This window comes from Sphingomicrobium clamense, from assembly GCF_019264355.1.
Lineage (GTDB): Bacteria > Pseudomonadota > Alphaproteobacteria > Sphingomonadales > Sphingomonadaceae > Sphingomicrobium > Sphingomicrobium clamense.
This window is the reverse complement of record NZ_JAHVAH010000001.1, coordinates 1,646,519-1,670,100: the sequence shown is the minus strand read 5'-3', so window position 1 is coordinate 1,670,100 and position 23,582 is coordinate 1,646,519. Positions and strand designations below refer to the sequence as shown.

Annotated in this window: 26 protein-coding genes; 11 read left to right on the top strand and 15 right to left on the bottom strand. The window is 61.0% G+C overall.

Annotated elements, in window-relative coordinates; genetic code table 11:
• The 6 genes from KTQ36_RS08595 to KTQ36_RS08570 form a co-directional block, all read right to left on the bottom strand.
• Entirely contained in the window at nt 1-450 is a 450-nt protein-coding gene (locus KTQ36_RS08595) for an arginine repressor (protein WP_218633265.1), read from the bottom strand.
• Nucleotides 447-1,316, bottom strand: a complete 870-nt coding sequence (gene argF, locus KTQ36_RS08590; protein ID WP_218633264.1) for an ornithine carbamoyltransferase — start codon at nt 1,314-1,316, stop codon at nt 447-449. The genes KTQ36_RS08595 and argF overlap by 4 nt, the downstream gene beginning before the upstream one ends.
• Nucleotides 1,300-2,205 carry an acetylglutamate kinase gene (argB, locus tag KTQ36_RS08585; RefSeq protein WP_218633263.1) on the bottom strand — a complete coding sequence of 302 codons (906 nt, stop codon included), beginning with the start codon at nt 2,203-2,205 and terminating at the stop codon, nt 1,300-1,302. The genes argF and argB overlap by 17 nt, the downstream gene beginning before the upstream one ends.
• Nucleotides 2,202-3,362, bottom strand: a complete 1,161-nt coding sequence (gene argJ / locus KTQ36_RS08580) for a bifunctional glutamate N-acetyltransferase/amino-acid acetyltransferase ArgJ (protein WP_218633262.1) — start codon at nt 3,360-3,362, stop codon at nt 2,202-2,204. Before argJ ends, argB begins: the two co-directional genes overlap by 4 nt.
• Entirely contained in the window at nt 3,359-4,372 is a 1,014-nt protein-coding gene (argC, locus tag KTQ36_RS08575) for an N-acetyl-gamma-glutamyl-phosphate reductase (protein WP_218633261.1), read from the bottom strand. Before argC ends, argJ begins: the two co-directional genes overlap by 4 nt.
• A 258-nt stretch (nt 4,373-4,630) precedes the next feature.
• Nucleotides 4,631-5,299, bottom strand: coding sequence for a LuxR C-terminal-related transcriptional regulator (locus tag KTQ36_RS08570; protein WP_255554465.1), 669 nt, complete (start codon nt 5,297-5,299; stop codon nt 4,631-4,633).
• Nucleotides 5,300-5,415: 116 nt separating this feature from the next.
• Between KTQ36_RS08570 and KTQ36_RS08565 the strand changes: the two genes are divergently transcribed.
• Nucleotides 5,416-6,525 (top strand): CaiB/BaiF CoA transferase family protein, encoded by a 1,110-nt coding sequence (locus KTQ36_RS08565; protein WP_218633260.1) that lies wholly within the window; start codon nt 5,416-5,418, stop codon nt 6,523-6,525.
• Complete coding sequence (locus KTQ36_RS08560; protein ID WP_218633259.1) at nt 6,522-7,673, top strand: aminotransferase class I/II-fold pyridoxal phosphate-dependent enzyme; 1,152 nt, start codon at nt 6,522-6,524, stop codon at nt 7,671-7,673. The genes KTQ36_RS08565 and KTQ36_RS08560 overlap by 4 nt, the downstream gene beginning before the upstream one ends.
• Here the strand turns inward: KTQ36_RS08560 and KTQ36_RS08555 are convergent.
• Together KTQ36_RS08555 and KTQ36_RS08550 are read right to left on the bottom strand one after the other, a co-directional pair.
• The gene (locus tag KTQ36_RS08555) at nt 7,659-8,462 is read right to left on the bottom strand and encodes an EAL domain-containing protein (RefSeq protein WP_218633258.1); all 804 of its coding nucleotides are present in this window, start codon (nt 8,460-8,462) and stop codon (nt 7,659-7,661) included. The genes KTQ36_RS08560 and KTQ36_RS08555 overlap by 15 nt on opposite strands.
• The gene (locus KTQ36_RS08550; protein ID WP_218633257.1) at nt 8,459-8,851 is read right to left on the bottom strand and encodes a response regulator; all 393 of its coding nucleotides are present in this window, start codon (nt 8,849-8,851) and stop codon (nt 8,459-8,461) included. Before KTQ36_RS08550 ends, KTQ36_RS08555 begins: the two co-directional genes overlap by 4 nt.
• 165 nt (nt 8,852-9,016) lie before the next feature.
• On the opposite strand from KTQ36_RS08550, the gene KTQ36_RS08545 reads away from it, so the two are divergent.
• Nucleotides 9,017-9,733, top strand: a complete 717-nt coding sequence (locus tag KTQ36_RS08545) for a PilZ domain-containing protein (RefSeq protein ID WP_218633256.1) — start codon at nt 9,017-9,019, stop codon at nt 9,731-9,733.
• Nucleotides 9,734-9,796: 63 nt separating this feature from the next.
• On the top strand, nt 9,797-10,336 hold the full coding sequence (gene msrA, locus KTQ36_RS08540; protein ID WP_218633255.1) for a peptide-methionine (S)-S-oxide reductase MsrA: 540 nt from the start codon (nt 9,797-9,799) through the stop codon (nt 10,334-10,336).
• On the opposite strand, the gene KTQ36_RS08535 is transcribed toward msrA, so the two are convergent.
• On the bottom strand, nt 10,333-11,247 hold the full coding sequence (locus KTQ36_RS08535) for an L-threonylcarbamoyladenylate synthase (protein ID WP_218633254.1): 915 nt from the start codon (nt 11,245-11,247) through the stop codon (nt 10,333-10,335). The two genes, msrA and KTQ36_RS08535, sit on opposite strands and share 4 nt — an antisense overlap.
• 53 nt (nt 11,248-11,300) lie before the next feature.
• Between KTQ36_RS08535 and KTQ36_RS08530 the strand changes: the two genes are divergently transcribed.
• Nucleotides 11,301-12,962 carry an acyl-CoA dehydrogenase family protein gene (locus KTQ36_RS08530; protein ID WP_218633253.1) on the top strand — a complete coding sequence of 554 codons (1,662 nt, stop codon included), beginning with the start codon at nt 11,301-11,303 and terminating at the stop codon, nt 12,960-12,962.
• A 72-nt stretch (nt 12,963-13,034) separates the two neighbouring features.
• On the opposite strand, the gene KTQ36_RS08525 is transcribed toward KTQ36_RS08530, so the two are convergent.
• On the bottom strand, nt 13,035-13,391 hold the full coding sequence (locus KTQ36_RS08525; protein ID WP_218633252.1) for a GntR family transcriptional regulator: 357 nt from the start codon (nt 13,389-13,391) through the stop codon (nt 13,035-13,037).
• 692 nt (nt 13,392-14,083) lie between these two features.
• A complete protein-coding gene (locus tag KTQ36_RS08520) occupies nt 14,084-14,377 on the bottom strand; it encodes a hypothetical protein (RefSeq protein WP_218633251.1) in 294 nt (97 codons plus the stop codon).
• Between the two features lie 501 nt (nt 14,378-14,878).
• Between KTQ36_RS08520 and KTQ36_RS08515 the strand changes: the two genes are divergently transcribed.
• The 3 genes from KTQ36_RS08515 (at nt 14,879) to KTQ36_RS08505 (ending at nt 16,422) form a co-directional block, all read left to right on the top strand.
• Nucleotides 14,879-15,115: a cold-shock protein gene (locus KTQ36_RS08515; protein ID WP_218633250.1), complete on the top strand. Its 237-nt coding sequence runs from the start codon at nt 14,879-14,881 to the stop codon at nt 15,113-15,115.
• Between the two features lie 99 nt (nt 15,116-15,214).
• Nucleotides 15,215-15,622 (top strand): hypothetical protein, encoded by a 408-nt coding sequence (locus KTQ36_RS08510; RefSeq protein ID WP_218633249.1) that lies wholly within the window; start codon nt 15,215-15,217, stop codon nt 15,620-15,622.
• Nucleotides 15,623-16,221: 599 nt separating this feature from the next.
• The gene (locus KTQ36_RS08505; protein ID WP_218633248.1) at nt 16,222-16,422 is read left to right on the top strand and encodes a hypothetical protein; all 201 of its coding nucleotides are present in this window, start codon (nt 16,222-16,224) and stop codon (nt 16,420-16,422) included.
• Nucleotides 16,423-16,580: 158 nt separating this feature from the next.
• Here KTQ36_RS08505 and KTQ36_RS08500 read toward each other — a convergent pair whose 3' ends face one another.
• Together KTQ36_RS08500 and KTQ36_RS08495 are read right to left on the bottom strand one after the other, a co-directional pair.
• Nucleotides 16,581-16,820, bottom strand: coding sequence for a hypothetical protein (locus tag KTQ36_RS08500; RefSeq protein ID WP_255554461.1), 240 nt, complete (start codon nt 16,818-16,820; stop codon nt 16,581-16,583).
• A 180-nt stretch (nt 16,821-17,000) separates the two neighbouring features.
• Complete coding sequence (locus tag KTQ36_RS08495; RefSeq protein ID WP_218633247.1) at nt 17,001-17,207, bottom strand: cold-shock protein; 207 nt, start codon at nt 17,205-17,207, stop codon at nt 17,001-17,003.
• A 362-nt stretch (nt 17,208-17,569) separates the two neighbouring features.
• Between KTQ36_RS08495 and KTQ36_RS08490 the strand changes: the two genes are divergently transcribed.
• A complete protein-coding gene (locus KTQ36_RS08490) occupies nt 17,570-19,456 on the top strand; it encodes a S9 family peptidase (protein ID WP_218633246.1) in 1,887 nt (628 codons plus the stop codon).
• A 176-nt stretch (nt 19,457-19,632) separates the two neighbouring features.
• Here KTQ36_RS08490 and KTQ36_RS08485 read toward each other — a convergent pair whose 3' ends face one another.
• The gene (locus KTQ36_RS08485) at nt 19,633-20,409 is read right to left on the bottom strand and encodes a sulfite exporter TauE/SafE family protein (RefSeq protein ID WP_218633245.1); all 777 of its coding nucleotides are present in this window, start codon (nt 20,407-20,409) and stop codon (nt 19,633-19,635) included.
• A gap of 489 nt (nt 20,410-20,898) precedes the next feature.
• Between KTQ36_RS08485 and KTQ36_RS08480 the strand changes: the two genes are divergently transcribed.
• Both KTQ36_RS08480 and KTQ36_RS08475 read left to right on the top strand, forming a co-directional pair.
• On the top strand, nt 20,899-21,534 hold the full coding sequence (locus tag KTQ36_RS08480) for a hypothetical protein (RefSeq protein WP_218633244.1): 636 nt from the start codon (nt 20,899-20,901) through the stop codon (nt 21,532-21,534).
• Between the two features lie 187 nt (nt 21,535-21,721).
• Nucleotides 21,722-22,807, top strand: a complete 1,086-nt coding sequence (locus KTQ36_RS08475) for a histidine kinase dimerization/phosphoacceptor domain -containing protein (RefSeq protein WP_218633243.1) — start codon at nt 21,722-21,724, stop codon at nt 22,805-22,807.
• A gap of 75 nt (nt 22,808-22,882) precedes the next feature.
• On the opposite strand, the gene KTQ36_RS08470 is transcribed toward KTQ36_RS08475, so the two are convergent.
• A complete protein-coding gene (locus KTQ36_RS08470) occupies nt 22,883-23,455 on the bottom strand; it encodes a nitroreductase family protein (RefSeq protein ID WP_218633242.1) in 573 nt (190 codons plus the stop codon).
• Nucleotides 23,456-23,582 lie beyond the last annotated feature (127 nt).

The window sequence follows — 23,582 nt, the reverse complement described above, 5'->3', positions numbered from 1 at the left end:
TCAATTCTTCAACTTGGTCGCAAGCCGTGCAGGGTCGGACCCGTCGCGCACGGCAATGAAAAGCGTGTCGTCACCGGCGATCGTGCCGGCAATTTCAGTCAGCGCCGCTGCGTCGAGCGCCGCGCCGATGATATGGGCAGAGCCGGGTCGCGATCGCAGCACGACCATGTTGCCGGCCGATTCCGCAGAATGGAGCCATTCGCCGAGGATACGGTCGAGTGCCTCGCCGCGCGCGTCCAGTTCGCCCAATTGGTCGGAAAGCAGGTAGGCGGTCTTGCCGTCCTTGCGTCCCTTGACCGCGCCGATCGCATCGAGGTCGCGGCTGACCGTAGCCTGCGTCGTCGGGTGCCCCGCTTGCGCCAGCTTGGCGACCAGCTCTTCCTGGCTCGCCGCGCCGCCCTCGCGCAACATGGCGGCAAGCGCCCTGCGCCGATCCTCGACCTTGCTCATGGCTGTACTCCCAACAGATAGGCCATCGCGCCCCGTGCGCTGTGTAGCCGGTTTTCCGCCTGCCGCCACACGGCGCTTTGCGGTCCGTCGATGACCGAAGCGCTCACTTCCTGCCCGCGAATGGCAGGCAGGCAATGGAGGAATTTGGCGTCCTCGTCCGCATGCGCCATGAGCGCTTCGTCGACCTGGTAGGGCAGGAAGGCCTCTCGCCGTGCCTCGCCTTCACCATCCTGTCCCATCGACACCCACACGTCGGTGTAGACGAAGTCCGCACCCTGAGTTGCCGCCGCCGGATCGTCGGTCTGGCTGACGCTGGGAAGTGAGGCAGTGGCCTCTTCGAACGCATAACCCTCGGGCGCGGCGAGCACGAACTCGGCGCCCAACTTCGATGCCCCCTCGGCAAGGCTACGCGCGACGTTGTTGCCGTCGCCGATGAAGGCAATCTTCGCGCCTTCAATCGACCCGCGCAGCTGCTTGATCGTTAACAGGTCGGCCAGACCCTGGAGCGGGTGCGCGATGTCAGACAGCATGTTGAGGACGGGCGTTTCCTGGGTCGCGGCCTGCATGGCTTCGAGCACGCCATGATCCTTCACCCGCGCCGCGACGATGGCGTGGTAGCAGGCCAGCGTGCGCGCGATGTCCTCCACGCTCTCGCGCCCGCCAATCCCGACTTCGTCGGCGCGGACATAGACCGGGTGGCCGCCCAGCGCGACCACCGCCATCTCCATCGAATGACGCGTTCGTGCGGACGGCTTTTCGAACAGGAGCGCGACGCCCTTGCCTTCGAGCGGTCGGCCGCAATCGCCCTCCGCCAGCGACAGCATCGCCTCGATCGTCTCGCGCGACATTTCAGCCAGCGTCAGCATGGGATCCTCCTTTGACGATCATGGTGCCAATCCCCTCGTCGGTCAGCATCTCGATGAGCAGCGAATGGGCGATGCGTCCGTCGAGGATGTGCGCGCGCGGCACGCCTTCGAGCACGGCACTTATGCACGCGGTCAGCTTGGGGATCATTCCGTCGCCGATCTTGCCCGATGCGATCATGTCCTCGGCCTCGCTCGCCAAGAGGCGGGGAATCAGGCTGTCGGGATCCGAGGGATCTTCGAGTAGGCCCGGGGCTGCAGTGAGGTAGACGATCTTCTCCGCACCCACGGCGGCGGCAATGGCGCAGGCCGCGGCGTCGGCATTGATGTTGTAGGGCTGGCCGCTGCGATCGGCGCCGACGGTGGAGACGACCGGCACCAGTCCCTCGTCGAGCAGCCGTGTCAACACCGACGCGCGCACCTGCTCGACCTCGCCGACAAAGCCCAGCTCGCTCTTCACTTGGCGTGCCACGAGCAGCCCGCCATCCTCGCCCGAGACGCCGACCGCGACCGGATTGTCGGCCGCCTCGACGTTGAACTTGGCGACGAGATCGCGATTGACCTTGCCGACCAGCGTCATGCGCACCGCCTGGAGCGTATCGGCATCGGTCACGCGCAGGCCGTCGACAAATTTGCGCTCGATGTTGAAGGCCTGAAGCGTCTCGTCGATCTGCGGCCCGCCGCCATGAACGACAATGCAGCGCACGCCCACCTGGCGCAGCAACAGCACGTCCTGCGCGAGCGCCTTGTCGACCTCTGCGTCGATGGCGTTGCCGCCCAGCTTCACGACGATCGTCTTGCCCGCAAATCCCTTCACATAGGGGAGGGCCTCGACGAGAATATTGGCGGTGTCGGCCGGGGTGAGCCCGTGAAGGCGCGAATGCTGGGTCATGAGGTCACCACGTTTTCCTTGATGTAGCCGGGGCCGAGATCGATCCCGATCGTCGTCGTCGACGCGTCGCCGACACCAAGATCGATTGCGATCTCGGCCTCGGCATCCTTCATGTGCGCGAGCACGGCGTCGGCGTCGTGCGGCACCTCCATGCCGCCTTCCGCCACGACGATGCCACCATAAGTGACGACTGACTTGTCGACGTCGATGTCGACGCCGCAGCTGCCCGCCGCCGCAAGGATCCGGCCCCAATAGGGATCGGCACCGTGCCAGCTGCATTTGACGAGGTTGTTTTCAGCGATCGCCTTGGCGCAGGCGCGGGCTTCGGCTTCGTTCGCCGCGCCCGAGACGGTGAGGTGGACGATTTTCGTCACACCCTCCGCGTCGCGCGCCATCAGCAGCGTAAGCTGGTTGCACAAGTCGGTGAGCGCAGCCTGGAATTCCGCCTTGTCGACCGCGCCCGCACGCCCGTTGGCGAGCAGGAAGACCGTATCGTTGGTCGAGGTCGCGCCGTCGACATTGAGACGGTTGAAACTGGCATCCGACGCCTCGCGCAGCATCTCGGTCATCTCGCCGGGCTCCAGCGCCGCATCGGTGGTCAGGAAGGCGAGCATCGTCGCCATGTTGGGCGCGATCATGCCGCACCCCTTGGCCATGCCGCCCAGCGTGAAGTTCGAGCCCTTCACAACCGATTCCTTGGGCACGTGATCGGTTGTCATGATCGCGGTCGCGGCCTTGAGATGCGAATGTTTCGAAAGATTGTTCGACAGCGCCCCGATGGCGGGCAGGATTTTCTCCATTGGCAGCGGATACCCGATGATTCCGGTCGAACAGACGAGGACGTGCTCGGGCGCGATCTTAAGCGCCTTGGCGGTCGCGTCGGTCATCGCCACTGCGTCGTCCATCCCTGCCTTGCCGGTACCGGCATTGGCATTGCCCGAATTGACGACGATCGCCGCGGCCTCGCCGCTCGAGGCTGCAAGCTGCGCCTTGGAATGAACCACCGGCGGCGCGACGAACTTGTTCTTTGTGAACACGCCCGCGGCCGCGACGGGCTGGCCGTCGTCGGTGGCGACGATCGCGAGGTCACGGCGGCGCATCTTGACCCCGCAATGCATGCCGCCCGCGATAAAGCCGGGTGCTGCGGTGACGCTCATGGCCAAACTCCTGCCGTGGTGAGCCCGGTCGTCTCGTCGAGCCCGAGCATGAGATTGGCGCACTGGATCATCTGACCCGCAGCGCCTTTCCCCAGATTGTCGATCGCGCCGATGGCGAGGATGCGTCCGGTCCGTTCGCACCGCCGCGCGGTGACGTGCACCGCATTGGTGCCGGCGACCGCCTTGGTTGCGGGCGGGGTGTCGCTCACCTGGACGAAGGGCTCGTCGGCGTAGGCAGCCTTGAGCGCTTCGAGCGGATCGCCGTTGTCGGCGGCCACCGCATTGCAGGTGACGAGGATTCCGCGATCCATCGGCACGAGGTGCGGGGTGAAAAGCAGCTCCTGGCCGAGCGCCATCTGCATCTCGCCCGTGTGGCGATGATTGAGCAGGCCGTAGGCGGACAAGCTGCCGTGTACGTGATCGAAATGGGTCTTGGCGCTCGGCGCCTTGCCCGCGCCCGAAACGCCCGACATGCCGTCGATCGTGATGCTGCCCGGCGCGATCAGCCCTGCATCGACCAGCGGCTTGAGCGTCAGGATGGCCGCGGTCGCATAGCAACCCGCCGCAGCGACGGCTTTCGCGTTCTTAATGGCATCACGGTTAAGCTCGGGAATGCCGTAGACGAAGGCGTCGAGCAGGTCGGGAGCCGAATGCGATTCGCCGTACCAGGTCGCATAATCGTCGGCGCTCGCAAGCCGAAAATCGGCGCCGAGGTCGACGAAAGGCACGCCCGCATCGAGAATGGCGGGCGATAGGCTTTGCGTCATGCCGTGGGGAAGGACGGCCATGACGAAATCGACCTCGTCCAGCATCGCCGCGTCATATTCGAAGATCTGCGCATCCGGGTAGGCCATTGCGAGATGGGGATGCACTGTGCCGAGCGACTGCCCCGCCTCGCTCGACCCGCACAGGATCGAAGGCGCAAGTAACGGATGCGCAGCCATCAGCCGAAGCAATTCGCCTCCGGCATAGCCGCTCGCACCGAGAATCAGGGTTCGTTTCGCATTCATGACGCGCCCATATGCATGGAATCATCATGAATACAATATTTATGCAGATATATTTTGCTTTATGCAAAAAAATGCCGCTGCGAACCATAGTCCGCAACGGCACTTTCGAGCGATGCGCGGAGCGAGAGAGGGCTTACCCGCTCCGCGCCGACAAAATCTCTCGACCCTGCCGACAAGCCTTGGCTTTGACACCTCAGCCTGTCGCAAACTCCTAAACTAGTGCGCTATTCCGGGAAATACGGCCAAAAGGCCGATAGTTCAGAGGCCAGCCTCGACGGCAACGCGTACGAGCTCGGCGCTGCTCTTGAGGCCAAGCTTCTCCATTGCGATGCCGCGATGCATTTTCACCGTTTTCTCTGCCAGCCCCAGCTCGTAGGCGATCTGCTTGTTGCGCAGTCCCTTGGCGACGCCTTCCATCACCTGCAGCTGGCGTGGGGAGAGCGAGCGGACCTTTTCCGCCGCTTGGATCCGCGCCGAAAGCGTCGGGCCCGCGGCATCCTCGCCAATTTCCATCTGCGTGCCAAGAAAGTGGCTCAGCTCTCCGGCATCGTCGAAGATCGGCGCGACCATCACCGCATTGCGAAAGGGCGTGCCGTCTTTCTTGTAGTTAAGAATCTCGACCAGCACCGGGCGCCGCTCGCGCACCGCCTCGCGGATTGCCTCGGTCAGCCACGGCTCGGTCTTTGGACCCGCCAGGAAGCGGCAGTTGCGCCCGATGATCTCGTCGCGTTCGAATTGGGTCAGCTTGATGAAGGCATCGTTGACCGCGACGATCGGATTATCCTTGCGGCTCGGGTCGGTGATGCACGACGCCAGCGGCGAACGCGCAATCATCTCCTCCAGAAAGTCGTCATGATCGATTGTATCAGGATCGATTGCCGGCTGTCCGGTAGACCGGTCGCCTTCGATCTTCGGTTCACCCGACATCTGGTCCCTCTGTTCTCACGTCGCTCGTAGCAATAACACAGCATAGCGCCCCCCGTTCCGTCAACGCAACGACGCATGGGCTTGCCGCCGCGCCGCGCTGCGCCCATGCTGCGACCATGGCGGGGCCGCTTCACGGGATCAGGATCATCGAACTGGCAGGGCTCGGACCCGCGCCTTTCTGCGGCATGCTGCTCGCAGATCACGGCGCGGACGTCATCCGCATCGAGCGCGCCGGGCTCCTGTCCATCCCCAACGATCCGACCCTACGAGGCCGCCGCAGCCTCGCACTCGACCTGCGCCGCGAGGACGCGCGCGACGCGATGCGCAAACTGGTTGTAAAGAGCGATGCGCTGATCGACCCCTATCGCCCCGGCAAGCTCGAAACGCTCGGCCTCGGCCCCGGCGACCTCCACGCCATCAAACCCGAACTCGTCATCGGCCGCCTCACCGGCTGGGGCCAGCACGGTCCCCTAAGCGAGCGCGCAGGCCACGACATCGACTATCTTGCCTTGTCGGGCATGTTGTCGCTTGTCGGACCCGCCGACGGTCGTCCGACACCGCCCGCCAATCTGGTCGCAGACTATGCCGGCGGCGCGTTGATGCTCGCCTTCGCGATGACCGCGGCCTTGCGCGAGGTCGCAGCCGGGGCAGGCGAGGGGCGCGTCATCGATTGCGCAATGAGCGAGGCAAGCGCCTATCTCGGGACGTTCCTCTACGGCATGCGCAACGCGGGCCTGTGGCGCGACGAACGCGAGGCGAACCTGCTCGACGGCGGCGCCGGTCTTTACGGCACCTATGCCTGCGCGGACGGCCGCTACCTCGCGATCGGCGCGATCGAGCCCGCCTTCCGGAATGCGCTGGTCGAGGGGCTCGGCCTGTCAGGCGACCCGCTCTTCAGCGACTCGCTCGACCCGTCGCAATGGCCGGCGCAGCGCGAAGCCGTCGCGGTCCGCATCGCGCAAAAGAACCGCGACGAATGGCTCGCGATCTTCGAAGGGGCTGACGCCTGCGTCGCACCCGTCCTCTCGATGGCCGAAGCGCCCGCCGACCCGCATAACCGCGCACGCGACGTTTTCCTCGACACGCCACATGGACCGCTACCCACACCCGCACCGCGCTACGGAAAGGACCCCGAACCGCTTGCCGAAGCCCGCGAGGCCGAAGACCTCCTGGCCGAACTCGGCTACTCGCCCGATCAGATCGCAACCCTCCTGGACAATCCATGAACCCACTCTACGAACAGATGGACGTCTCCGTTTTCGAACGGATGAGCCTTGCCGCCGCACAGCACGGTGCCGCCAATCTCGGCCAGGGCTTTCCCGATTTTGGATGGCCCGACAGCGTGCTCGAAGCCGCCGCGCGCCACACGACGGAGGGCTACAATCAATATCCGCCCTCGCGTGGGCTTCCGGCGTTGCGCGAGGCGGTCGCGAACCACTATCGCGCGCGCCACGGCATCGCGATCACCCCCGATCACGTCACGGTGACCAGCGGCGCGACCGAGGCCATCTGTTCGGCGATCCTCGCCATCGTCGAGCCGGGAGACGAAGTCATCCTCTTAGCCCCCGCATTTGACGTCTACGCTCCGATGATCCGGCGCGCGGGCGGGACGCCGGTGGAAGTGCGGCTCGAAGCCCCTTCCTTCAGGCTCGATGCCGACGCACTCTCGAGGGCAGTAACCCCCGCAACCCGCCTCATCATCTTCAACAATCCGCACAATCCGACCGGACGGCTATTCGACCGAAACGAGCTACAGGCGCTCGCCGACGTCGCGATTGCGCATGACTTGCTCGTGCTGTCCGACGAAGTCTGGGAAGAGATCCTGTTCGGCGACGAATTCACGACGCTCCTTGCGGTCGACGGAATGGCCGAGCGCACCATCAAATGTGGATCGGCGGGCAAGATTTTCTCGCTTACGGGATGGAAAGTCGGCTGGATGGTCGCCTCGCCCTCTTTGTCCGAAGTCCTGGCCAAGGCGCACCAATTCGTCACCTTCGCGACGCCGCCCAACCTACAGGCTGCGGTTGCGGACGGTCTTGCCGATCCCGGCTGGATCCCAGACATGCGGACCGGCTTCGCGCGCGCTCGCGACCGGCTGATCGAGGAACTCGATGAGGCGGGCTATGCGTCGATCCGGCCCGAGGCGACCTATTTCATGACTGTCGATCTTGCCGCATCGGGTATCGATCTCGACGACGAGGCATTCGCGAAACGGGCGGTTGAAGAGGCGGGCGTAGCGGTCGTGCCCATGTCGCCATTCTATCTAGAAAAACCGCCGACCAACCTCATCCGCCTCTGCTTTGCGAAGAAAGACGCGACGCTCGATGCCGGGATCGAGGGGCTCGCTCGGGCCGCGCGACTAGTTCGAGACTAGCTCGCTCCAGCTCTTGCTCCAAATCTTGTTCCAGTCGGCCAGCTTTTCGCCTTCCAGCGGGCGGGCGATGCGGTAGCCCTGTGCGATGTCGCAGCCCAGATCTTTCATCAACTGCAGCTGTTCCTGGCTTTCGACCCCTTCCGCCGTCGCCGACAAGTCGAGCTTGTGGGCGAGGTCGATGATCGATTCCACGATCGCGCGGCTGTCCTTGTTGTAACAGGCGTCGGCGACGAAGAACTGGTCGATCTTGAGCTCGCTGAAGGGCAATTGGCGAAGCTGCATCAGGCTCGAATAGCCAGTGCCGAAATCGTCGATCGCCAGTCCGATGCCCTTGATGCGGAAACGAGTCAGCGTGTCCATCAGCGTCACCAGCGGCTGGGTCGCGCTCTCGGTCAGTTCGAGCACCAGGCAGCTCGGCGGCATGCCGTATCGCTCGCAATAATCCGAGACGAGGTCGGGGAAGGCGAGGGCGCGCAGGCTGAGCGCGCTGATGTTGAAGGCGAGCTCGCACTCCAGGCCGTGGTCGTGCCACGACTTCCATTGGCGAAAGGCCGTGTCCATGCCCCAGCGCGTCATCTCGTCGATCAGGCCGTGACGCTCGGCCAGCGGGACAAAGCGCGACGGCGGTACGGTGCCAAGATCGGGATCCTCCCAGCGTACCAGCGCCTCGACGCGCTTGAGCGTGCCGTCGGACAACGAGATTTTGGGTTGGTAGACGAGGTGAAGCCGGTCGTTGATGAGGGCCCGTTCGAACCCGTCAAGCAATCCGAGTTCGGCGGGTTCGATCATGCCACCAGTTTCTGGCGCACCGTTCCTAACAATTCCTCAACGTCTTCAAGCCGCGCGGGCTTGTGCACCGGACCGACCATCGTCAGTCCCAATTCGATGCCCAATCGCATGGCGGTGTCGAGAATTTTGTCGTCGAAGCCGGAGACGATCATGACCGGCTGGGTCGCCTTCTCGCTGGCGAGGAAACGGATCAGCTCGACCCCGTCCATCCCGGGCATGGCGAGATCGATCGCGATCATGTCTGGCTTCTTGCTGCGGTAGAGATCGCGAAACTGGCGATGATCGTCGGCGATGATCGGATTGTATCCGGACAGGGTGGCTGCATCCGCCATGAAGCGGGCAAGCGCAGGTTCGTCGTCGATCAGCAGCAGGCTCAGGCGCCTGGTCACAAAGTCATCCCCTAGAAAATTGTCGACGAGACCGCCCCTGTCACGGAATCGTCATCCTCCCGAATATCAACGCCTTAGCGTAGCATATTTGCTGTGGAAACGGCTTTTTAACCTCGTCGTGGTCAATTCGGGACGTTGAACTGCGAATTTTGCGAGGGAAACCTTATGCTTGGAGCGTTGATCAAGCGGAAAAAACGTCCGTTCGGACAGGATAATCTGGCGTTCGAGTCGACCGTTTTCACGCTGTCGACCGAGGTGCCTCGTCCTGTCGAGCGCCGCATCGACGAACGCGTCATGCCGACGCTCCGCGTCGCAAAACTGCTCCAGGAAGGCGACAACGAACAGCTGATTCGCGTACGCAACCTCTCCGCCGGCGGACTGATGGCCGAAATCGGCCAGCAGGTCGAAGTGGGGGAGACCTGCAGCATCGAGCTCAATTCGCAGATGATCCCGTCGAGCGTCGTGTGGATCCGCGAAGGCACGGCTGGCTTCAAATTCGACCAGAATATCGACCTTGGCGAGATGCTTGCGGGCCGCAAGCCGCGCCACGGTTTCCGGCCGCGCCCGCCGCGTCTGCAGGTCGCGTGCAAAGCCAACCTGCGCATCGGTCGCACCTATTACACGGTCGACGTGCATGACGTCTCGCTGGGCGGGCTCAAGGTCGAGCCGATCGACGAATATTGCCTCGGCAAGCCGGTGACGGTGGTGGTCGAAAGCCTGCGTCCGCTCAAGGGCGAAGTGCGCTGGTATTCGAACCGCAAGGCCGGGATCGTGTTCGACAAGCCGCTCAAATTCGAAGAGTTGAGCGAGTGGATGGGCAAGCGGCTCGAGGTCGCGACGCTCAAGGCAGCGGTCAAAGATCCGCGCCCCGGACGGCACTAAGTCCTACTGGAAATCGCCGCAAACGCGCCTATCTCCATGGTCTGACCTCATGGAGAATGACGCATGGCGACCGCAATCCTGGCCAATGGCTGCTTCTGGTGCACCGAGGCGGTGTTCCTCGACGTGATCGGGGTGAGCAAGGTCGAAAGCGGCTATATCGGCGGCGACACGATCAATCCGACCTATCGCGAAGTGTGCGGCGGCAATACCGGCCATGCCGAGGCCGTGCGTATCGAATATGACCCGGACGTCATTGCCTATGACGACCTGCTCGACATCTTCTTCGCCACGCATGACCCGACCACGCTCAACCGGCAAGGCAACGATATCGGCACCCAATATCGCAGTGCCATCTTCCCGCAGGACGAGGCGCAGCTAGCCTCCGCGAAGGCTGCGATCGCGCGCGCCAACGAAGAGCATGACGTAAAGGTGGTCACGACCATCGAGGATGCCGACAACTTCACCGTCGCCGAGCTGGACCATCAGGATTTCTATAACCGGCAGGGCAGCTCGAACGGCTACTGCATGGCGATCATCGCGCCCAAGCTGCGCAAATTCCGCAAGAGCTTCCAGGACAAGTTGAAGGAAGGCGTCGAGGCCTAGTCGCGCGGCGCCGCCGCGCGCTGCAACCGGTCGCGGATTGCCGCTGCCAGCCCGTCGCCCGGGATCGGAGCGACGGCGATGCGCGGATGCGGGCTCGCATCGGCCTCGTGCAATGCCGCGAACAGCCGCGCCGCCGCCGTCACCGGATCCTCGCCCAGCGTCAGCTCGCCCTCGACATCGCCATAGCCGATGAGGATCTCGTCGGGTGCCGGATAGGTCGCGTCGAGGCGGATTTTCTTGGAGGGCGCGTAATGGTTCGCCAGCATGCCGGGCGCTTCGACCTTACCGTCATCGGCTTCATCCGCTGCGACCTCGATTGGCCCGCGCCGCAACAGACGCACTTCGTCTCCGTCCACCGCGACGATCGTCGACTCGATCCCGCGCTCGCACGGGCCTCCGTCGAGGATCAGCGGGATGCGCTCGTCGAGGCTGGCCAGCACGTGCGCCGGGCTGGTCGGGCTGATCCGCCCGCTCGCATTGGCCGACGGCGCAGCGAGCGGTTTGCCGACCGTTTCGATCAATTGGCGCATGACAGGATGGGCAGGGCAGCGGATCGCAAGCGTGTCGAGCCCTGCGGTGACCAGCCCCGCAATCCCGCTCTCCCCGCGATGCGGCAGCACCAGCGTCAGCGGCCCAGGCCAATGCGCCTCGGCCAGCGCCATTGCTTTGTCCGAAAACACCCCCAGCCGCTGCGCCTCCTCGAGGCTCGCGACATGCACGATCAGCGGATTGAAGCTTGGCCGGCCCTTGGCGGCATAGATGCGCGCCACCGCCTTCGCGTCGGTCGCATCGGCGGCCAGCCCGTAGACCGTCTCGGTCGGCACCGCGACCGGCATCCCTTCGAGAATGATCTCGGCGGCGCGATTGATCCCGGCATCGTTCGCCGGGACGACTTCGGTCTGTAGTGACATCGGGTCCACAGGGGCGCTATGCCGCCACCCAACCCGTTTGCCAAGGAGTCCCCATGCGCTTTTCCGCCCCCACCGCCGACCAGCAGGCCGTGCTCACCCATGTCGTGGGGATCGAGGAGCTCGCGCAAACCGAGCGCTTCGCCGCCGCCGACGCGGGCACCGTGCAGGCCATCCTCGAAGGCGCGGCGCAGTTCGCGGAGGGCGAGTTCTGGCCCCTCAACAAGTCTGGCGACGAACAGGGCGTGACGCTGAAGGACGGCGAAGTCACCACCCCCGACGGTTTCAAGCAAGCCTACCAGGCCTTCGTCGAAGGCGGCTGGATGTCGCTCGCAGCGCCCGCGTCAGCCGGTGGCATGCAGATGCCCCTCGCGCTCGCCTCCGCGCTGATGGAGAACCTCAACGCCGCCAACATCGCCTTCGCGCTCTGCCCGATGCTCTCATTGGGCGCGGTCGAGGCGCTCGAGGCCTACGGCAACGAAGAACTCAACGAGCGCTATCTCGGCAAGATCGTCTCGGGCGAGTGGCCCGCCACCATGAACCTCACCGAGCCGCATGCCGGCAGCGACGTCGGCGCGCTCACCACCAAGGCGACGCCTAATGATGATGGCAGCTGGATGATCGACGGGCAGAAGATCTTCATCACCTGGGGCGAGCACGACCTCGCCGACAATATCATCCACCTCGTCCTCGCGCGCACGCCCGACGCACCCGCGGGCACGCGCGGCATTTCGCTTTTCCTCGTCCCCAAGATCCTCCCCGACGGCAGCCGCAACGACCTCGCCTGCGTCGGCCTCGAGGAGAAAGCCGGCATCCACGCCTCGCCCACCTGCGTCATGCGCTACGGCGAGAAGGGCCAGTGCAAGGGCTGGATGGTAGGCGACCTCCACGGCGGCATGCGCGCCATGTTCGTGATGATGAACAACGCGCGCATCAATGTCGGCCTCCAGGGCGTCGGCCTCGCCGAAGTCGCGACCCAGCGCGCGGTCGCCTACGCGCTCGACCGCAAGCAGGGAGCCCGCGGCGCCATCGCCGAATATCCCGACGTCCGCCGCATGCTCCTCAGGATGCGCGCGCTGACCATGGCGAGCCGCGCGCTCTGCTATTACGCCTTCGCCTGCCTCGACCGCCGCGCGGCGGGCGACGAGGAAGCGGGCTATCGCGGCGAAGTCCTCACCCCCATGGCCAAGGCGTGGGGCACCGATGTCGGCGTCGAAGTCACCGATCTCGGCGTCCAGGTCCATGGCGGCATGGGCTATATCGAGGAAACCGGCGCGATCCAGCACTGGCGCGACAGCCGCATCGCCCCGATCTACGAAGGCACCAACGGCATCCAGGCCGCCGACCTCGTCGGGCGCAAGCTCGGGCTCGACGGCGGCCAGGCCTTCGACGGCCTCATCGCCGACATCCGCGCCAATGCACAGGACGAACGTCTCCACGCGCTCTGCGACATGGTCGAGCAGACCGCCATCGCGCTGCGCAGCGCCGAGGCCGACCACAAGATGGCGGGCAGCTATCCCTTCCTCACCATGTGCTCGGTATTGGTCGGCGGCTGGCTGCTCGAGCGCCTCGCGCGCGCCGACGACGCGACGGACGCGACCAAGGCCGCAAGCGCTTTCTTCAACGCCAGCATCGTCCCCGAAGCCGCCGGCCTCACCGCCGCCGCCAATGCCGGCGCGGAGCTGCTCTATTCGGTCGAAGTGGAAGCGCTGGCGTAGAAACGATGGGCTCCTGCGAAGGCAGGAGCCCATGGCGCCAACGGGACTGGATTCCTGCCTACGCAGGAATACTCAAGCCGTTTCTTTGCCCAGCAATTCGGCCGGCGAAATGCCGAGGCGCTTCATGCGTGCGCGGATTTCGGGCCATTCGGTCTTGATGAACGCATCGCGCTCGCTGTTGGCGAGCCGGGCGCGAGCACCTTCGGCCACGAACATGCCGACCCCCCGGCGCACGACCACCAGCCCCTCGTCCTGGAACCCCTGATAGGCCTTCGCGACCGTCAGCGGGTTGGCACCCTCGTCGGCGGCAAGCGCGCGAACCGAGGGCAGGGCGTCACCATCCGAATAGCGACCCGCGAGGATCGCGTCGGCGATCGTCTCGCGAATGCGGACGTAGACGGGCTTTTCGTGGCTGGTTTTTAGCGTCATGCTGCTTTAATACACCGGAGCGCAATGGGTTGCAAGCCGGTGCAGATTTTTCTGTGGTCGGAACCAAAAGCTGTCGCTCTGCTGACGACCCAGAAGTTGCCATTCGCGAATCTGCTTCAAAGTTGGTTTTCAACCTTGAACGGCAGCCATGCTATTTCGTAGCGAGAGGCCCCAAAGTTGCGTGAGGGTCTGACGTTGAAAGTATATGACTTGCGCGCGCCAGCACGGACGTGCCGAGGCGCCGCGCGAAATGCCGAGAATGAGATTGTGATGAAGGCTTGGCTGGAAGAAGCCGAGAAATACGAGCGTCGTGCAAGTGCAATGGAGCAATTATCTCGCACGCAAAGATAAACCCAACAGGAGTTGCTTTTGCTTAATCCCCGGAAGAAGCGCGGGGGGCTTTTCTTTCATTTGGCACCCCTTCAGCGCCGTTTTTTTCGAGCCGAAAAGCGTCTATCGACTAGGGCGTCGAGGCAGCCATTATTGATGAGGCCGTGGTTCCATGTCCGTTACCATCAATTCACCTCCTGAAGATTGCAGCAGTCGATATACGCAACGCTGCTGCAATAGCGGTTTTGCGAGCGGATTTCGCAAACTGCTCCGTGAAAAGCTGAGCCATGATGAGCCATCGTCTGGAGATATAAGACCCTCGCCCGAACTCGCATCATAGCTCACGATCATCCCACATTGAATCATGGAGATCTTCTTTCCACTGTGAAACTGTCAAGAAGTGCGCTTGCTTTGGCCGCAATCACGCCGATGGTTTGCCCGAGATCTCGCTGCGCCGAAGCGTAACTAACGCGATGTTCATCGAGTCCCCTGCCACGGCGCGGGCGGCCACCTTCATTTTCCCACCGCTCCAATTCGGGAGTGAGAACCTCCTTGGTTTCGCGCTGTAGCATTTGCCCACGCTCCATAAGTTGGAGTGCGATCTCCTCCTTGGCGGAGAAAAATGCGCTGAACGGATGATTAGCGAAACGGGTCACAGGTTGCTGAACGCGATTGCCGTTCCGCTCAACACAATGATCGAAGTGAGAAGCGCCGGAAACAGGATGTTGGCCAAGCCAAACCGGAAGGTGTGCGGGATCATGATTAGCTCCTTGGGTGACGCAACCACGAAGGCTGCGTTTCGCTAGGAGCCGCCTGTAAAGGAAAAGGGCTGCTGGGCCTTGCACCGTCCAAACGACTGGTAGCCGTCCCTCTATGCGCCTCTTTCCCTTCAAGCGAAAGCGAAAGGTTCTCTGATGCTCTAATTTCGCTATAATTCGAAAATAAATCGGGGGGGGGAATACAGCCATTCAACGAAGTCGTTTCGGGTCCACTATTGAATAATGGGAGTACAGGACCCATCTAAACACTAAGCTACCAAGCGCGATCGATTGTCCTGAGAGCGGTCTATATGCTCTCCCTTCTTTCCTTTTCGTTTTCTTAGCCCGCGCACAAGCGGTCAAGCACGGCCGCACGCGCCGAAGGGAAAGACATTCATCATGACCCATTATGGCAAGATCGCTTCGTATGACGGCACCAAGGGCACCGGCACCATCACCCCCGAAAAGGGCGGCGATGCTCTGATGTTTGCCAAGGCGGACCTCAAGCAGACCGACCAGGAACCCCGCATTGACCAGCGTTTTGGTTACGACACCAAGACGGTCGACGGCGGCAAGCGCCAGGCAGTAAACCTCCAGATGAGCCAGCCTGGCAACGACCAGACCCGCAGTCACTAGACCATCGCGGCCGATAACTAGACTTCAGTAAGGGATCGTTCGGCTTCGTCGCGTTGCCGGACGGTCCGCGTTCGCGACATCATCGGAAAAGGCCGGATCATGGACCACAACGAATTGCTTAGCGCCCACCAAATCGCGCTGATGAAAGCCGACGCCACGAGGGACCGTGATATTCGCCTTCGCCACCTTGAAGATGCGGCAGTCATTTCAGGCATCATCAGTCGCTTGAACGCCTCTCGACGTGAGGGCGACTTTGCGACTTCCCCTACATCTTCAATTAAGGGAGTATCCAAGCCGCGCGAAGCGGTTGTCGAGTGGGAAAACGAAGGCGGTGCGCTTGCCGCATATTGTCCTCCCTATTCAATCAAGAACAAAGTCCCACCGATTGTCGTGAGAACCAGTGTCGAGTTTTCCGTGGGACCCTATCGCTACTCCAACATTACCGACGCGCTGTCGCAACAGGCGCGGATCGCCGGGCGGATTTCCGCCCGAGGCGAACCCGCCTGACCCCTCGCGCACGATCGGTCAGGGGGCTGGTCGTGCGCGGGGCATTGACTCACGAGAATCTCGTGACGGTTACGAAGTTACGATTTGCTCTCGAGTGCTCAGCCTCTTCTCTGGTATGACGGGACGTCGGCTTTCCACCCCGAAACCGACCAGGCGGTCATCGACCCATTAGCCGACGTTGAGTGGCCGAACCCCCAAGCTCCTTCGCAAACAGTCTACGAGAAGGCCGATCGGAAGACTTAGGGTCTACAGGAAGCGATTGCGGGTCAGGTCGGGGAGTGTTTTCCCGTCGCCATTCTCCCTTATCGCATCTCTCGTCCTTTTTGTGAGCACTCCAATTCGTAAAGCAGCAGCGCCGTCCTCACCGACGAGGGTAAGTTTTTGCGATTTCCTCCACATCTTCATTTTTATAACTCCTAAGGAAGCCGAAATAATTCGAGTACCTTAATTTATGGTGTCTCTAGCATTTTTAATTTTTACGTTGATAGTTTCAGTGAGAAGTCTTTGATTGGTAAATGGTCGTAATTTGTGATAGAAGAATTTATCACACGAAATCTAAGACAAGCATCCTGTGACCGTCGGAGAATTAGTATCGACGCTTGAAGGACAGGTTGATTGCAATGGTCGATATGGAAGCTCTTGAAGAGCGTGAGGCGCTTTGCCGCAGGCAAGCGAGCGAAGCCCAGAACCCCGATGTGAAATGGCTGTATGAGGACATGGCGCGTTATTATCGCAAGCTGATTGCTCGAAACGCTTTCGAAGCTAGTGCTCCCGAACCAAGATTGGTTCGTAATGACTGAGAAGGCGAAACATCAGAACCTCGAGCTCCAGGCCAACAGACGTGCAGGCGCAGCTAGCTCTTCATATTTGCGCGCAATATATCGGCGCGTCGCGAAACGGCATTCGGCGCTGGCGGGTGGCAAGCCAAAGAAACATAACGAAACCGGATCGAACTAGTCTATTCTCGACCACCGCGCAGGGCATCGGCTTTCTGCTGAGCCTCAAGAACAGCGCGCTCAGCTTTTCGTTTGGCATCCTCAGCTCGAAGATCATCGCCACGTGCTGAGCGTTTGGCCAATTGCAGCCAGGCAGCTTCCGCGCGCAAGTGAGCATCTCGGACGTTGGAGAGGCTAGCAGCGCTGGCTCTCTTCGCCTCGTAAGCGGCACGTTCCAGAAAGAAATCGGTCTGCATGGACATTGCAGTCTCCTTAGTCAGGCGATGCTAGAAGAGACCAATGGGCTGGCACCGCCTTGAGGCGCGTGTCCACGAGCAACCGATAGCAGAGGGACATTAGCGCAAACGAAAACAATTAGCCATGACATGAAAAAGGGCCCACCGTTGCCGGCAGGCCCTCTTCATTTCTTGGTCGATACACGATTAAAGCGCGACTAGATTGCAAGCGCTCTGCTTGCCCTTGCGATCGTCTTGCAGCTCGTAGCCGATGCGCTGACCTTCGCTCAAAGTGCCAAGACCACCAGCTTCGACAGCCGTGATGTGGACGAACGCGTCGCCCGCGCCGTCATCGGGGGTGATGAAACCAAAGCCCTTCTGGGCATTAAAAAACTTAACAGTACCTTCGGTCATGGGATAACTTCCTCATGGGCTGGATCAACGCGATCCAGCTTCGGGCTAGTAGCAGCGATGTGAGGAAGCGGCCCTGGGGCCAGATAGTCCGTAGTCGGCAACTTGGTAGCCCTAGCGTTATGGATGCGCATTGCGGCGTGATAAAGGCAGATCGGCAATTACGTGCGTGTCTTCTTTCCACGCCTGCAAGCGACCGTACCGCCAACGACCCAATTGCGGACGTTCGCTGACATCGCATCGAAGGCCGATCCTTGTCGGCCTCCAATGAAAATTGGTCACGCGCACGTCGACGGCGAGCACTGCTTTGTATTACTGTGTTGAAGCTATAGAGTGTCCTCCAATCAGTAAGATGGGGGATGAGTATGATCCGCACAGTTGCTATCGCACTGTTTCTTGGACTTGCATCACCAGTGGCTGGACAAACACTGGAGCCGTTGATGCCGAAGGTCAGGGCGGCAATGCCCGCGCCACCTGATTTCGATGCACGAATTGATCAGCGACGTGTGATCGACGACGGCCTCTTTCTTCATCATCCGCCTCTGAAGGAGGCGGTGAGTTCGGACGGGCAATGGTTCGTCGGTCACAACCAGGATGGCGGACTGACAATTCGCCGTGTCGACGAGGCCCCCCGTCGGCTGGCCGGCCCGGAAGGATCCTTCCGATGGACGGCTGAAGGTGCGCGCCTTTCTGATGACGGAAGATGGATAGCGGCAAAGATGATCGATGATTCGATGGTCTATGCCAGCACGATTTCGGACATGGACGGCGCTCCTCGAACGGTTCGGTTCAGCTATGCCGGAAAAGACTTGCCCGAGAAGCGGCTGTTTGTGCTCTCACGCGACGGTCGGACCCGCGTCGAGCTACCTTTGTCGATGGACTATCTTTATCTCGCAGGTTTCGATTCGGACGGGCGCGGCTTGCGTTATCTGGAGGCGGATCGAACCGGGCGGCATGTCGTCCTGAACCATTTCGATCTGGATGACGGATCGGTTACGCTGCTTATGGAAGAGAGGTCCGAGGACTGGACTATTGCGGGCTATGACCTTGGCGATTTCTATTCCAGTCGCTTTGAAGGTAGCAACAAGTTGCTCCTGATCGATGACGATCGGTTTCTATGGACCAGCGATCGAAGTGGAAAGCGGCGGCTCTACGCTTATGCCGGCAACGCGACCCCTTGGCCAGTCTCCCTGCCCGACGACGAAATCCTGCTCGAAGTCGTCGGCATCGACCGAACCGCTCAAATCGCCATCGTGAAGACCGCCGTCGGTGATGCCACGTGGCCAAAACACCGTCTTCGCTCGGTTGATCTCGTAACGCTCGCAACGGCTTCTCTGCTTGATGCGCCCTACGTTCTTTTTGCCGATATGACGACTGAAGGAATCGCCGTGGAGATCACCGATCTGCCGAGCACGCTCATTCTTCGATGGATCGATTATCGCGGCGAGCCGATCAAACCAGACACTGTTGCCGATGTCGGCTTCCTTACCGACTTGCCAGTCAGCGTCGAGAAGTTGGAGCTTCCGGGCGCCGAGGGAGATCGATTGCGAGCGATTCTCGTCACTCCCGACGGTGAGGGCCCGTTCCCGCTAATCGACCATATATACGGAGGACCCCAATCGCAAATGGCGGAGCCTGACCCGGTTGGTCGGCCCATGATCGCAGCGATGGAAATGGCCAGGCGAGGCTTCGCGACGGTATTCATCGACGCCCGCGGCACGCCCGGACGCGAGGCCGCTTTCGCACACGCGCAAGACGGAAGATTTGGCGCTGCGGTCATTCCTGATCATGTTGCGGCTATTCAAGCTCTCCTTAAGACAAATAAACGTCTCGACCCGGATCGTGTCGGGATCATGGGGCACAGCTGGGGCGGCTACTTTGCTCTCCGTGGGATGATTGAGGGCAACGATCTCTTTAAGGCCGGCATCATGCTCGCGCCGAACACCAACGTCAGCGAAATGCGAGTGCCGGTTGAAGCCTACCAAGGATGTCTCCCCTCAGAATGTCCGGAAGCTTATGAGCAGGGTCATCTGACCAACCGTCTTCTCGAACTGCGTGGGCCGCTCCTAATCATACACGGACTTGCCGACGACGATGTTTTGCCAGAAGTAACCGACAGACTCGAAAGAGATCTGATCGCTGCTGGTGCCGACTACGAGACCGTCAGGCTGCCAAAGACCAACCATATCGTCATGCGGGATCCCGATCACTTTGATCGTGTTCTCGCCTTCTGGAAGCGAACCTTGCGGTGAAGTCTTGGCGCCCGCGTTCAACTTCCGCTTCCCACCCCGAAAGCGACCAGGCGGTCATCGACCCAATTGCGGACCTTTACCTATTTCTGACTAGGCTGCGGTAATGGCCATGAAATGAGCACTACATCCATGATCGTCCGCTCTTATTGTCATCTGGCTAAGTAGAAAAGTGCTGGTCAGAATATCCATGCCTTGGCGACGGTGAAAAGGCTGGAGACCGTCAGCACGGTTGCGACCATGAAGAGAAGCAACCTGGCGTTTATCCGGCTGGTCAGAATTGCGCCGATGGGTGCTGCAATAACGCCCCCGATGATCAGGCCGGTGACGGCATTGCTGAATGCAGAGACGCCGAGCGTGATCAGGAAAGTGATCGACACCGCTAGCGTCAAAAGGAACTCAGCCGAATTGACCGTGCCGATCGTCGTGCGCGGATTACCCCCCTGCACCAACAAGTTCGACGTAACGACTGGTCCCCAGCCACCACCGCCGGCGCTATCAAGAAAGCCACCAATAAATGCCAGCGGCCTTGTGTATCGTGGATCTTTAACGCGCGGCCGGCGCCCGAAGAAGATCGCCTTGTAGAATAGGAAGATACCGATGGCAGCGAGGTAAAGCATTACGACTGGCTTTGCCGCCGAAGCATCCACGCTTGAAAGAACATACGCGCCCAGCACGCCTGCTAGGACGCCGGCCGGCACCAGGCGCCAAAATAGCGGCCAGTCAATATTCTTTCGCCACAGATGGCTCGCACCAGACGTGCCCGTAGTAAACACTTCTACGAGGTGAACGCTCGCCGAAGCAGTTGCCGGTGGCACCCCAAGGAAGCTAACCAGCATCGTTTGGGTGATAACCCCAAAAGCCATGCCAAGTGCGCCATCAATAATCTGCGCAGCGAAACCGACCAAGATGAAGGGAAGCAGGGCGGCCGCGAGCGGTGAAATCGCATCAAACATCGACTTAAACTCATGAAGGCCACGAAACGCCCGAGAGCGTGTCTATGTCAGCCGGAGCCGACCGGATCGTTGCCAAATACATCGTCCTTTTGCATCGCACAATCGAATTGGCGTTTGTGATGGGCAGACGGCCTTTACAGCGTCTCGAAAGCTGTATCGCGAGAGAAGCTTGCCCCCTCCGACACTCGGACGATGAGGCTGCTTTTCGCTAGATTTTGCTTTCGGCGAGAAAGTCCGCTTTCCACCCCAAAAGCGACCGTGCCGCGATCGACCCAACTGCGGACACAAGGCGGGTCCACCGCGCAAAAGGCGGGGCGGCATTCGACGCGACTAAGTTTAGAACTGATGAGCACTTGTTGCTGCGCCTCCGGACAATCATCTCGGAACAATCTTGGTTAATAATAAGTTAATACCCTCAGACCCGTGGATCTGTGGGCCCGCTTCACCTGCATTTCAGTACGTAAAGTCCCGGAAGTGCAGGAGAGTAAGATGATCAAGCAGACGAACCCACTCGCATTGGCTTTGGTTGGAGCCGTAATGGTAGGCGCGCCGGCGCCCGCGCAGGACACGCGTCAGAACGATAGCTATACCGCGGATCTCCAGACACTGAACGAGAGCGGCGTAACGGGCACAGTGACGTTGTCACCCCGGGGACGATATCTTGACGTGACTTACGACGTGATGGGGCTTGAGGAGGATCAACCTCATGCCGCTCATATTCATGGGCTGGGCGTCAAGGACGCCGCCTGCCCAACCGCCAGTCAAGACACTGACGAAGATGGCTTCTTGGAATTGCTTGAGGGCGCGGCCGTCTATGGCGGCATCATAATTACACTTGGTGGTGGCGATAATGATATCGATGATGACGGCGACGGTATGGTCAGTGGGACAGTTACGCTGGATCTAAGTGCCAAAGGGAACGCTTTTACTGGAGATGCCACGCGAGGCGATCTTCAGCCTCTGGGGCGGACCGAAATCGTCATTCACGGCCTCACTCTCGAAGAGAATGACGGGACCCTACCTGGCGAGGCCGACGGCACCGCAGGCTACAAAGCCTTCTTGCCCGTTGCCTGCGGGTCGTTTGAACGGGATAATGACGACTCGCTCGAGTTTAGAACCCCGTAGAGCGACATCTCTTTCTCAATGGAAAGCCCGGCCGATAAGGTCGGGTTTTCCATTTTTTGCACCGATCGATCGATCGATGATGGAGCGATGTCCGCTTACCACCGCGGATCCGACCGGACTGGCAACGATCTAACTCGGGACATCTAGCGTAGGTTCACAAACTCACTGATCCTGCTAGACCTCTTGAATGAAACCATGCCTGCACCCCCAGGAAGAGGAGCGCTTAAGAGAGCTCCGCAGATACGGGATTCTAGACACAGAGCGGGAAAAGGTTTTCGATGAACTCGTTGAAATCGCGTCGGACATTTGCGAAGCACCCGTTTCGGTCGTGAACTTTATCGACGCGGGGCGTCAGTGGTTCAAGGCCGAAGTCGGCCTCGGCGTGAGATCTACTCCAATAGAAACAAGCCTGTGCGGCCACGTCATCCTTCAAGGCGATTTCGTGGAAATTCCCGATACGCTCCAGGATGAGCGGATGGCGGACAACCCCTTATGCACGTCCGAGCCAGGCTTTCGCTTTTATGCGGGAGCGGTGCTTAAGGGGGCGAATGGCCTCCCTCTGGGGACCCTATGTGTTTTGGATCACAAACCGCGAAGGCTGACGGATCGTCAGCGCAGAATCCTGACAGTTTTATCGAAACACGTTATGAGTGAGCTTAATCTTAGGCTTGCTCTCGAACAGGAGCGAGTGCTGCGACGAGAGGTCGATCATCGGGTAAAAAACTCGTTGGCTTCGATCGGTGCCATGCTTTCGATGAAAGCCCGTCGCACTTCTAACGAGACATTGAAAATGGAATTGGACGATGCAGGCACGCGCATCCGATCTTTGTCTTCGCTTCACGCCGAATTGCACGAGTTGGAATCAGGTGATTGTGTCGACTTGAGATCGTTGTTCGAGCGCGTGCAGGCAGACTTGCGATCTCTCATCCCAGATGACGCAAAGCTTTCAATTTACGTTGAAGCAATCAAAGCGACGCCGCAGCTGGCGAATGCCATGCTCCTGATCGTGAATGAGTTCGTATCCAACAGCGTTAAGCACGGCTTCCAAGACGGCGAAGGGAGCATCACAGTAGTCGTTGAGGGGGACGCCCAATCGTGGACGATTGTTTGCCAAGACGACGGCACCGCCACCGCACTGGACGCCGAGCAGGCTATGTCGAAATCCGGTTTGGGCACGAGAGTGATTCACTCACTCGCGAACTCACTAAATGCCGATGCTCTTTGGACCGCCTCTGGCACGGGAATGGAGCTCAGGGTCACACCAAAGCATTGAGGTGTCCGCTTTCCACCCCAGCTGAGACATTCGTCCCAACAAAAATAAGAGTTAATAGCAGTCGTTCGCGAAGCCTTACCCCCACCGACTGACGATGCCCCCCATGTCCGGCCGCTCGCGCTCTTCCAACTCGCATGCCGACGTGCCGAGATAGATCAGCCCCGCAATCCGCTCGCCCTCATTGCAAAAGGCGTCAGTGATGGCGAGGTCGTAAGCGGGCCAGCCGGTGATCCAGCCGCCGACATAACCATGCGCATGCGCGGCGTGGAGCAGGTTCATGCCCGCCGCGCCGCAGGTCAGTTCCTGCTCGAATACCGGGATCTTGTGATCGCGCACCGGTGACGAGATGAGGATGACCAGCGTCGGCGCCGCATGCGCATTGGCGACGCTCTTGGCGATCTTCGCCTCGTGCGCGCCGTCGCGGCGCAGCGCCTGCTCGTAGAGCGCCGCCAGCGCGTCGCGCGCCTCCTTGCCCACCACCACGAAGCGATAGGGCACCAGCTTGCCATGATCGGGCGTGCGCGCCGCCAGCCGCAGGATTTCCGCCAGTTCTTCCTCGCTCGGCCCCGGCTCGACCAGGTCGCGCGGGCGGCCCGAGCGGCGGGTGGCGAGGTGGGATTTGAGGCTGCTCGTATCGTTCAGGGTCATGCAATCCATGTCGGACGACGTTCGTCGAATTGCAACAATGCCCTTCACAGGCGACGATTCGCCGCTAGGGTGCGCACACCAATTTCGCGTGCCCTCACCAGTATCGGCACGTCAGGGGAGAGAAATT

Excerpts from the sequence above, each read along its gene's own strand:
- KTQ36_RS08595 (WP_218633265.1), bottom strand. The coding sequence starts at position 450 with ATGAGCAAGGTCGAGGATCGGCGCAGGGCGCTTGCCGCCATGTTGCGC.
- argF (WP_218633264.1), bottom strand. The coding sequence starts at position 1,316 with ATGCTGACGCTGGCTGAAATGTCGCGCGAGACGATCGAGGCGATGCTG.
- argB (WP_218633263.1), bottom strand. The coding sequence starts at position 2,205 with ATGACCCAGCATTCGCGCCTTCACGGGCTCACCCCGGCCGACACCGCC.
- argJ (WP_218633262.1), bottom strand. The coding sequence starts at position 3,362 with ATGAGCGTCACCGCAGCACCCGGCTTTATCGCGGGCGGCATGCATTGC.
- argC (WP_218633261.1), bottom strand. The coding sequence starts at position 4,372 with ATGAATGCGAAACGAACCCTGATTCTCGGTGCGAGCGGCTATGCCGGA.
- KTQ36_RS08570 (WP_255554465.1), bottom strand. The coding sequence starts at position 5,299 with ATGTCGGGTGAACCGAAGATCGAAGGCGACCGGTCTACCGGACAGCCG.
- KTQ36_RS08565 (WP_218633260.1), top strand. The coding sequence starts at position 5,416 with ATGGCGGGGCCGCTTCACGGGATCAGGATCATCGAACTGGCAGGGCTC.
- KTQ36_RS08560 (WP_218633259.1), top strand. The coding sequence starts at position 6,522 with ATGAACCCACTCTACGAACAGATGGACGTCTCCGTTTTCGAACGGATG.
- KTQ36_RS08555 (WP_218633258.1), bottom strand. The coding sequence starts at position 8,462 with ATGATCGAACCCGCCGAACTCGGATTGCTTGACGGGTTCGAACGGGCC.
- KTQ36_RS08545 (WP_218633256.1), top strand. The coding sequence starts at position 9,017 with ATGCTTGGAGCGTTGATCAAGCGGAAAAAACGTCCGTTCGGACAGGAT.
- msrA (WP_218633255.1), top strand. The coding sequence starts at position 9,797 with ATGGCGACCGCAATCCTGGCCAATGGCTGCTTCTGGTGCACCGAGGCG.
- KTQ36_RS08535 (WP_218633254.1), bottom strand. The coding sequence starts at position 11,247 with ATGTCACTACAGACCGAAGTCGTCCCGGCGAACGATGCCGGGATCAAT.
- KTQ36_RS08530 (WP_218633253.1), top strand. The coding sequence starts at position 11,301 with ATGCGCTTTTCCGCCCCCACCGCCGACCAGCAGGCCGTGCTCACCCAT.
- KTQ36_RS08525 (WP_218633252.1), bottom strand. The coding sequence starts at position 13,391 with ATGACGCTAAAAACCAGCCACGAAAAGCCCGTCTACGTCCGCATTCGC.
- KTQ36_RS08515 (WP_218633250.1), top strand. The coding sequence starts at position 14,879 with ATGACCCATTATGGCAAGATCGCTTCGTATGACGGCACCAAGGGCACC.
- KTQ36_RS08510 (WP_218633249.1), top strand. The coding sequence starts at position 15,215 with ATGGACCACAACGAATTGCTTAGCGCCCACCAAATCGCGCTGATGAAA.
- KTQ36_RS08500 (WP_255554461.1), bottom strand. The coding sequence starts at position 16,820 with ATGTCCATGCAGACCGATTTCTTTCTGGAACGTGCCGCTTACGAGGCG.
- KTQ36_RS08495 (WP_218633247.1), bottom strand. The coding sequence starts at position 17,207 with ATGACCGAAGGTACTGTTAAGTTTTTTAATGCCCAGAAGGGCTTTGGT.
- KTQ36_RS08490 (WP_218633246.1), top strand. The coding sequence starts at position 17,570 with ATGATCCGCACAGTTGCTATCGCACTGTTTCTTGGACTTGCATCACCA.
- KTQ36_RS08485 (WP_218633245.1), bottom strand. The coding sequence starts at position 20,409 with ATGTTTGATGCGATTTCACCGCTCGCGGCCGCCCTGCTTCCCTTCATC.
- KTQ36_RS08480 (WP_218633244.1), top strand. The coding sequence starts at position 20,899 with ATGATCAAGCAGACGAACCCACTCGCATTGGCTTTGGTTGGAGCCGTA.
- KTQ36_RS08475 (WP_218633243.1), top strand. The coding sequence starts at position 21,722 with ATGAAACCATGCCTGCACCCCCAGGAAGAGGAGCGCTTAAGAGAGCTC.
- KTQ36_RS08470 (WP_218633242.1), bottom strand. The coding sequence starts at position 23,455 with ATGACCCTGAACGATACGAGCAGCCTCAAATCCCACCTCGCCACCCGC.